General features: G+C 68.4%; 7 protein-coding genes. 3 read left to right on the plus strand and 4 right to left on the minus strand.

The window, feature by feature from the left end; translation table 11 throughout:
• Nucleotides 1-212: 212 nt before the first annotated feature.
• From LzC2_RS18645 to LzC2_RS18655, 3 genes are all read right to left on the minus strand, one after another.
• Nucleotides 213-842: a DUF4112 domain-containing protein gene (locus tag LzC2_RS18645; protein WP_171189542.1), complete on the minus strand. Its 630-nt coding sequence runs from the start codon at nt 840-842 to the stop codon at nt 213-215.
• 98 nt (nt 843-940) lie between these two features.
• Nucleotides 941-3,064, minus strand: a complete 2,124-nt coding sequence (locus tag LzC2_RS18650) for a tetratricopeptide repeat protein (RefSeq protein ID WP_171189543.1) — start codon at nt 3,062-3,064, stop codon at nt 941-943.
• Nucleotides 3,065-3,269: 205 nt separating this feature from the next.
• Complete coding sequence (locus tag LzC2_RS18655; protein ID WP_171189544.1) at nt 3,270-5,036, minus strand: phosphoenolpyruvate carboxykinase (GTP); 1,767 nt, start codon at nt 5,034-5,036, stop codon at nt 3,270-3,272.
• Nucleotides 5,037-5,163: 127 nt separating this feature from the next.
• On the opposite strand from LzC2_RS18655, the gene LzC2_RS18660 reads away from it, so the two are divergent.
• Entirely contained in the window at nt 5,164-6,039 is an 876-nt protein-coding gene (locus LzC2_RS18660) for an outer membrane protein assembly factor BamB family protein (protein WP_171189545.1), read from the plus strand.
• Between the two features lie 9 nt (nt 6,040-6,048).
• On the opposite strand, the gene miaA is transcribed toward LzC2_RS18660, so the two are convergent.
• A complete protein-coding gene (gene miaA / locus LzC2_RS18665; protein ID WP_194362435.1) occupies nt 6,049-6,984 on the minus strand; it encodes a tRNA (adenosine(37)-N6)-dimethylallyltransferase MiaA in 936 nt (311 codons plus the stop codon).
• Nucleotides 6,985-7,094: 110 nt separating this feature from the next.
• Between miaA and LzC2_RS18670 the strand changes: the two genes are divergently transcribed.
• Both LzC2_RS18670 and LzC2_RS18675 read left to right on the plus strand, forming a co-directional pair.
• Nucleotides 7,095-7,583, plus strand: a complete 489-nt coding sequence (locus tag LzC2_RS18670; protein ID WP_171189546.1) for an SRPBCC family protein — start codon at nt 7,095-7,097, stop codon at nt 7,581-7,583.
• Between the two features lie 228 nt (nt 7,584-7,811).
• Nucleotides 7,812-8,764 (plus strand): TadG family pilus assembly protein (locus LzC2_RS18675; RefSeq protein ID WP_206678794.1); only part of this gene is annotated, 953 nt, incomplete at its 3' end.

Raw genomic sequence — 8,764 nt, forward strand, 5'->3', positions numbered from 1 at the left:
AGTTCGTCCTCGATGCCGTCGTCCGTCGCGGCGCCGGCCGCGGTCGCCGCGACGGACGACGGCATCGAGGACGAACTCGCCGCCTTGCGGGCGGAGTTGGAGGCGTAGCCCGGTCGTATCAGCCCGATGCGCAAGCATCGGCCGTGCGTGGTCTGGACCGAAGCCCCGATCCGCCGCGTATCACGGCCGACGCTTGCGCGTCGGGCTAGTATTTAGGAGGGCAGCGTCTTCTGCCCCTTGGGCGGCTTGGCGAGGTGAATCTCGATCAGGCGGAGGTTCTTGCGGTTCGCTTTGAAGACGACGTCGAACACGTCGCCCACCCCCGGGACCGCCCCGCTGGCGATGTCGATGCCGGCGTTGCCGCACATGCGGACTAACGTCCGTTTCGGCACGCCCAACTGGCGCCCCTGCAGAATGATCCAGGCAGCCAGCGTCCCCGTCGCCACGTCGCCGACGCCCGGCGCCAAGCCGATGACGCTGTCCCAGCCAATCGGATAGCCGAGGCCGGGGATCTTCAACGAGTTATCGAGGAAGTCCGCCACCGCCCGTACCCGCTGTAATCGAGCCTCCTGACCCGGCGGAAGACCGGGCGGGGAGGGATCGCGGCCCTCCGGCGTACCCGTCGTGTTGAAGGCCGTCCGGCGGTCGGTGACCAATTCGCCCCGCAGCGGTTCGCCTCGTTGCGACTCGGCGGACCGCTCGGGCACGGCCGGCCGGCTCAGTCGTCGCAGGAGAGCGAACCCCAGGATCAATACCGCGACGACGCCCAACCCCGCGATCGTCCACCACCCGCCGGGCAGCAAGGAGGGCGGGGGGGGCAGGGAGTCGAGCCATTCGGACATCGCTCGATTCTACCGCACCCGCCGCGCCGCAGAGCGCGCCCAATGTGCGAAGAGTCCGAGGTGCGAAGTTCGCGAGGGCGTTCGCCAAGAGTCGGCCGCTACTGCTGGCGGTACCAGATCACCGTGCCGCCGAGATCCGTGTATTCGATGTGGAATTCGTCGCCGTTGTACTTGTAGTTGTGGCGGGTGAACACCTGCCCGGGCGTACCCAGCAGGATCTGATTGCCGTCGAGGATCATCCGGGACCGATCGATCTGGGTTTGCCTCTGTTCGTTCCCGTTCGCGTCGTAGGTGTAGATGATCCGCGAGGAGGACAGGTTGCCGTTCTGGTCGATCCGGGTCGTGTCCAACATGCGGAAGTTGTTGTTCCCGGTGACGGTGAACTCCGCCTTCCACTCGCCGGCCAACTCTTTGAAGGAACTGATCTGTCGGAAGGCCGCCGGGGCGGCAGGAGGCTCGTTTCCCGCCATGGGAGGATCGCCGCCCGCGGCGGCGTTCGGATCGCCGAGTTCGGGATTGTCGGCCGCCGCGATCGCGAACTGTTCGACGGCTTGCTCCTCTAGCCCCAGCAAACGCAACGCGAGCCCGTAGGATTGGTGCATAGTCGGATCGCTGTCGTCGATCGCCAACGCTTCGCGGTAGCGCTTCACCGCAGCCTGATAGTCGCCGAGGTTGTGGTGCGACAGACCGGCGTAATACCGGCTGAGGGCGTGCTGCGGCATCAGTTCGATCGCCTTCTCCAGCGCCGCCAGCGCCGCGGCGTGGTCGCCGGTCTCCTGCAACGCATCGCCGAGATAGAAGTGGAACATCCCCTCGCCGGGATCCGCTTCGGCTGCCTCGCGGAACGCCGACGCGGCGCTGTCATATCGCTCTGCCGCGTAGTGCTCCGAGCCGAGTAGAGCGGCCTTCTTCGCTTTTTCGAGCCGCGCGACCGCGTCGGAATCGCCCCGCATCGCGGCGTCGGAGGGCGTCAGGATCTGCGCCGCGATGACCGCGAAGAACCGCCCGCCGCGATCCGCGAAGCGTTCGGCTTCCCGCCGCAGGTCCGCCGGGGCCGTCTCCGCTGTCAACTCCTCGGACAGCCGGGCGTGTAGCTCCTCGGTATAGCCCTGCTGGCCGACACGGCGGGCGAGCTTTTCGATCAGAATCGCGACGTCGGTCGCGGGGACGGCCAGCGGCAGGGAGCGAGTCGCTTCCGGCCCGTGGAACGTCGGCGATTGCCGGATGTGGTCCGCCTCGGGCAGGTCTCGGTTGTACTCGGCGATCAGCGACGAGACCCGAGCCGTGGTGGCCGTTTGGACCTCCGCCAGTCGCACGAAGCCGTCGCCGTCGGCATCACTGGCGCCGCCGCGGAGGCTGTCCAGCAGAGCCGCGGTGAACACGCCCTGCTTCAGGCTCGGTAGCTCCAGGCTGAACTGCCCGACTTCGCAGCTCGCCAGCTTCGCCTGGCCGGTCGGCTTGGCGAGGGCGGCGGCGAAGGTATCGCTCATCGCCGTCGCCGCCTGCCGACCGCCGAGGCCCCGAGTCGCGCTCACGCGATCCTGGCAAGCGTCGATCAGCAATAGCCGGTGCCCGGCCTTGGAGCGCCGCACGGTCCCTTCCAACGTCTCCAGCGGCACGGCGGTGCGATCCAGGAAGGCGAACCGGCCGTCACGGGGCATCAGGTACGCCCGCTCGCCTTCGGAGAACCCATGGCTGCTGCACGCGATGATCAGCAGATCATTCGGTTCCCGTCCCTTGGAACTGACGGAGGCGAGCGCGTCGAGGATCGGGACCGCGTTGGCCGTCGTCACCGTCGCGCCGTTGGCTTTCAGGGCGTCGAGGTGAGCCTGCGCCGTTTCGCCCTCCGCCTCGCCGGAGAGCGCCAGCGTGCAGTTCGCCGCCGGGATCAGTCGGAGCTCGAGGGCGAACAGGTGGGCCAGCTCGACGGCGTCGTTCACTGCGAACCGCAGGTTGCCGACCTTGCCGGAGGGGTCGGTGAACTCGTTGACCCCCACGAACAGACCCGCCCCGCCGGGCGGGGCCGCTTCCTGCAACGGGCTCGGCGGCGCCAGCAGGATCGATTGAGCCGACGCCGCGATCGGCGCGAGCGTCGCGACGCACAGCAACGCCGCGTGGCGAACGAACCGGCGGAGAGCGCTCGGGTTATGATGGGCGGTCCGGGCGCCAAAAAACGAACGACGGCTTCCGCGGCAGCCAGCGGGGCATACGAAGCGGGACATCGACTCGCGGGGGCGTGTGGACGGGGGGGAGGCGGCGTGGCCGGGGCAGCCCTGAGAGATTACCCGTACGACAACGCCGATGCAGGAGGCTCTACGGCGATGACGCCGTTCTGCTTCCCGTCCCACGCCTCTGTTCCGCTCGATCGCCCGCTGGCGCCGGAACACGGAGGCTTGGCCAAGCCTCCGCGTTAGGACGCCTTTTGGCTCACCCCAATCGTTGACGCAAGGCGTCGTTCTGCTTGCGCAGTTCGGCCGGGAGTCGGTCGCCGAACAGGTCGAACCATGCGTCTCGCTCGTTGCACTCCGCCAGCCAGTCCTCGCGGTTCACGGCGAACAGGGCTTCGGCGTCCTCCGCGTTCACGCCGAGGTCGTCCATGTGCAGTTCCTCACGGGTCGGGCGGTAGCCCAGCGGGGTCTCGATCGCGTCGCCTTCGCCCTGCACGCGGTCACAGATCCACTCCAGCACCCGCATGTTGTCGCCGTAGCCGGGCCACAGGAAGCTGCCGTCCTTCGCCCGGCGGAACCAGTTGACGTGGTAGACCTTGGGCATTTTCTCGCCGCCCTTCTCGCCGACGTCCAACCAATGCTGCCAGTAGTCCGCGGTGTGATAGCCGCAGAACGGGCGCATCGCCATCGGATCGAACCGCAACTCGCCCACGGCGCCCTCGGCGGCGGCGGTCTTCTCGGAGGACATCGTCGCCCCCAGATAGGTGCCGTGCTTCCAGTCGAACGCCTCGAAGATCAACGGCATCACCCGGCTCCGACGCCCGCCGAAGACGATCGCGTCGATCGGGACGCCTTCGGGGTCTTGCCAGCGATCGGAGATGCTCGGGCATTGCCCCGCGGGGGCGGTGAAGCGGCTGTTGGGGTGAGCGGCTTTGTGATCCGACTTCGGCGTCCACCGGTTCCCCAGCCAGTCGACGCACTCCGGCGGCGCCGGGCTGAGACCCTCCCACCAGACGGTGCTGTCCGGCCGCAGAGCGACGTTCGTGAACAGGGTGTTCGCCCGGCAACTGGCCAGGGCGTTGGGATTGGTGTCCTCGCTGGTGCCCGGGGCCACGCCGAAGAAGCCGTACTCCGGGTTGACCGCCCTCAATCGTCCGTCTTCGCCGAACCGCAGCCAGGCGATGTCGTCGCCCACCGTTTCCACCGTCCAGCCCTTCGCTCGATCCGCCTGGGGCGGGACCAGCATCGCCAGGTTGGTTTTCCCGCAGGCGCTGGGGAAGGCGCCGGCGATATAGGTCGTCTGTCCCTGCGGATTCGTCACGCCGACGATCAACATATGCTCCGCCAGCCAGCCCTCGTTGCGGGCCTGCACGCTGGCGAGCCGCAACGCATGACATTTCTTCCCCAGCAGGGCGTTTCCGCCGTAGTTGGAGGAGAAACTCATGATGAGGTCTTCGCCCGGGAAGTGGGCGATATAGCGATTTTCTTTTGAGAGATCCCCCGTGCTGTGCAGCCCCTTGGTGAAGTGGCCTTTCCGGGACAGCTCCTCCAAGGCGACCCGGCCCATGCGGGTCATGATCCGCATATTCGCAGCGACGTAGGGGCTGTCGGTGATCTCCACCCCCACTTTCGCCGCGTCGCCGCCCGGCGGACCCATGACGTAGGGAACGACGTATAAGGTCCGCCCCTCCATGCAGCCCTCGAACAACGGGTCGAGAACGGCTTTCATCGCCTGCGGCGACTTCCAATTATTGAGCGGCCCGGCGTCGTCCTCGTCCTCGCAGCAGATAAACGTGCGATCTTCCAGTCGCGCGACGTCGCCGGGGTCGCTGCGGTGCAGGAAGCTGCCGGGGTGCTTACGTTCGTTGAGCCGCGTGAGCGTGCCGTCCGCGACCATCGCATCGGTCAGACGGCGGTTCTCCGCGTCGGAGCCGTCGCACCAATGGATGTGGTCCGGCCGGGTGCGGGCGGCGACTTCGGCGACCCATGTTTTGAGTGCGTCCGTGGCCTTCTTGGGAGCGTCCATGAATCCGGTCGGCGGGGGAGCGGAGAGTGGCGAATCCCCCGGGCGAGCGTCGGGAGGACCCGGCAGCATACCGCCGGCGCGCACGGGTGTCGGCGCGAGCGCCCCGCGGGTTCGATAGGGTGGTCGCATGCTCGCCCTGCTCCTCGCCGTCCCGCTCGCCTTCACCCCGCTCGAAGACGCGTCGGCCGACGCGGCCGCGCAAACCGGCCCGCCGCGGGCCGTGATCGCGGGGGACTACGAAAAGAAAACGCTCGCCCGGATCGATGCGGACGGCGAGGTCGTCTGGTCGCGGCCGATCAGGGCGATCCACGATCTCCAAGCCCTGCCGGACGGGCATACGCTGTATCAAACGAACTTCCGCAACGTGATCGAAGCGAACGCCGACGGCGAGACCGTCTGGCGGTACGACGCGCCGAAGGGCGTGGAGATTCACGCCTTCCAACGCCTGCCCGGCGGCGTGACTCTGATCGCCGAGAGCGGCACGCGGCGGCTGTTGGAGGTCGCGAAGGACGGCACGATTCAGGTCGAAGTGCCCCTCACCGTCGAGAACCCGGATGCTCACCGGGACACGCGACTCGTTCGCAAAACCTCCGCGGGAACGTACCTCGTCGCCCATGAGAGCGACGCCGCGGTGCGTGAGTACCAAGCCGACGGAACCGTAACCTGGGAGTACGATGTCGGCTCGAAGGTCTACGGCGTCGAGCGTCTGGCGAACGGCAACACGCTGATCGGCACCGGCGACGGCCACCGCGTGATCGAGGTGAACCCGGCCGGCGAGACGGTCTGGGAGCTGACCTCTGACGACCTGCCGAACGTGGACCTCGTCTGGGTGACGATGGCGACCCGGAAACCGAACGGGAACACCGTCGTGGTGAACTGCCACGCCGGCCCGGCGAACCCGCAGATCCTCGAAGTCACGCCGGACAAGCAGATCGTCTGGAGCTTTAAAGACTTCGACCGCTTCGGCAACGCCCTGCCGGTCGCCGTCCTGCCGGGGGAGTGAGACTGCGAATTAGTGAGGGAAGGCGTCCACGATCGCGGCGACCATCGCCGCGTCTTCGTCGCCGGTCAGCGGGACGCGGACGCACTCCGGCAGTCCGCGGAAGAAGGTGCACTGCCGCTTGCTGAACTGCCGAGTACGGGTTTTGAGTCGCTCCACGCAGCGCTCCAGCGGCTCGCCCTCTTCGAGGTGGTCGAGGACCTCTTTGTAACCCAGCCCCTGTCGGGCCGTGGTTCCCAGACCGGGGTCGGTCCGCAGGCGCTTCACTTCTTCCACCAAGCCCTCGGCCAGCATGCAGTCGATGCGGCGGTGGATACGGTCCCAACGCACGGCCCGCGGCGGATCGAGCCACACGCAGAGCACGGGCCGGTCCTGCGGGGGAAGCGGATCGTCGTCGGGGCGGGAGGCGGAGAAGGGGGCGCCCGTCAGTCGAATCACCTCCAACGCCCGGACGATGCGGCGGGCGTCGGTCGTGTAGATCCCGGCCGCCGCGGCGGGATCGACGGCCGCGAGCGTGGCGTGCAGCGCCTCCGGGCCGCGCTCGGCGATCTCCGCTTCCAACTCGGCTCGCACGCCGGCGTCGCCGGCGGGCACGTCGCCGAGACCTCGCAACAAACTCCGCAGATAGAAGGCCGTCCCGCCGACGAACAGCGGAACCTTCCCTCGGCTCAAGACGTCCCGCACAACGGTCTCGGCGTGCTCCAGATAGCGGGCGACGCTGAAGGTTCCCGTCGGCTCCGCAAGATCGAGCAGGTGGTGCGGAACGGCGGCCCGCTCCGCGGCGGTCGGCTTCGCGGTGCCGACGTCCATCCCGCGGAACACCGCCATCGAATCGAGGCTGAGGATCTCCGCATCCCACCGCTCCGCCAGTTGCAGCGCCGCGGCGCTTTTCCCGCAGGCGGTCGGCCCGGCGAGGATTCGGCAGCGGCGCAGCAGTTCCGGCGGCAAGGCGATCGGGGGGCTTGGGGAGGGACGAGGGAGGATGTTAGCCGCGGCCGGGGGGAGCGCATCGCCCGTCCGGCTACACTCGCCCGTCCGTTCTTTCACGACCCCGTCCGATGCCCGCGGTTCACGAACTCGAGTCCACCGTCGCTCTCGCCGCGTCCCCGGCGGAGGTGTTCGCCTGCCTGATTCGGCCGGCGGAGGTGATGACGCTCACCGATCCGTCGGCCGGCGTGCGGCTGCTTCGCGGACCCGACGTGATGGCCGAGGGCACCGCGAACGAACTCGAGATCACCGGGTTCGGCGTGCCGCAACGGGTGATCTATACCGTGACCGGGTTCGAGGACCGCGGCGGCGCCGGCGGGGCGTTCACGGAGACGATGACGAAGGGACCGCTGCCGACGTTCGTCAACGAGCACGTTGTCTCCCCCGCGGCCTCGGAGGAGGACGAAGCCGGCGGTTGCGTCGTGCACGAGTCGTTTCGCTTTGCCCCGCCCGGCGGGCTGCTGGGGTTCGTGTTGACCGTGGACCGCTTGCGGGCCGAACTGGAGAAAGGGCTTACGTATCGGCGACAGGCGTTGCTCGATCGATTCGGGGCGGGTTGAGGGGGCGGCGGGGCGGCAGTCTCGCCGCGATCGGCACGACCGGACCGCGAAATCCTCCGCGCCCGTCGGGTTCGGCGCCCCACGAGCGACGGGGCGACGCAGCGTTATCCCGGACCCCGGGCGATCCGCCGGGGGCTCGCCGCTTTCGCCCCGGAGAACCCCGTGCAATCTCTGCCCCGCTCCCTTCGCGTCCCGGACGCCCGCCGCCGGCGGACTGCACGAAGGGGAGTGATCCTGCCGCTGGCCGCCGTGCTGCTGGTGCTGGTCTTCGCCTTCCTGGCCTTCAGTATCGACGTCGGCTACATGTCGATGACGCGGGGGGAACTCCAGAACGCGGCCGACGCCGCCGCACTGGCCGGCGTGGCCGAACTCCCCGACGGTCGCGGCGCCGCCAAGCGCGAGGCCCGCCGCGTCGCCGCGGAGAACGAGGCGAACAACCGGGCGGTGAGCGTCCCCGGCGGGGACGTGACGCTGGGGTTCTGGGATATCGAGGACCGCTCCTTCGACGCCTCCGCGATCACCCCGAACGCCGTCAAAGTCGTGACCCGTCGACGGGACGAGGGACTGCTGTTCGCCCCGATCATCGGCTCGGGAACGTTCGATTCCCGAACCGAGGCGATCGCAGCAATTCACCCCCGGGATATCTGCTTCGTGGTGGACCTGAGCGGGTCGATGAACGACGACACGGAAGTCGCCTGGGCGACGGCGTTGCTGAACGACAAGTTCGCCGAAGAGGGCTATCCGACCATCGGCGACGAGCTGGCGGAGGATCTGTTCGACGATTTGGGCTTCGGGCCTTACCCCGGTCGGCTTCAGCATCTCGGCGGAGGCTTGGTGGCGGAGAACGATTACGCCTACGCAGAACTGACCAAAGACGACGGCATTCTCGCGGTGGCCGGCGTGCCGACCCGCTATCGCATCCACGCGAGCGACGACGAGGCGACGCGAAAACGGAAGTGCTACAGCGCAATCATCGATTATCAGCTCCGTCTGCTGATGCCCGGCGTCAGCCCGCCGGCGGACTCCGTCACGCAGTACGACTATTGGGCGAAGTATCTCGATTACATGATCAAAGGCGTACGGGTGGGAACCCCGCCGCCCCCGCCGCCGCCCCGTCCGCCAAGCAGCGGCGGCGGGGGCGGAGGCGGAGGGGGCGGCGGGACGCCGCCCCCTCCCAGTTC

The organism is Alienimonas chondri (genome assembly GCF_013036045.1).
GTDB lineage: Bacteria > Planctomycetota > Planctomycetia > Planctomycetales > Planctomycetaceae > Alienimonas > Alienimonas chondri.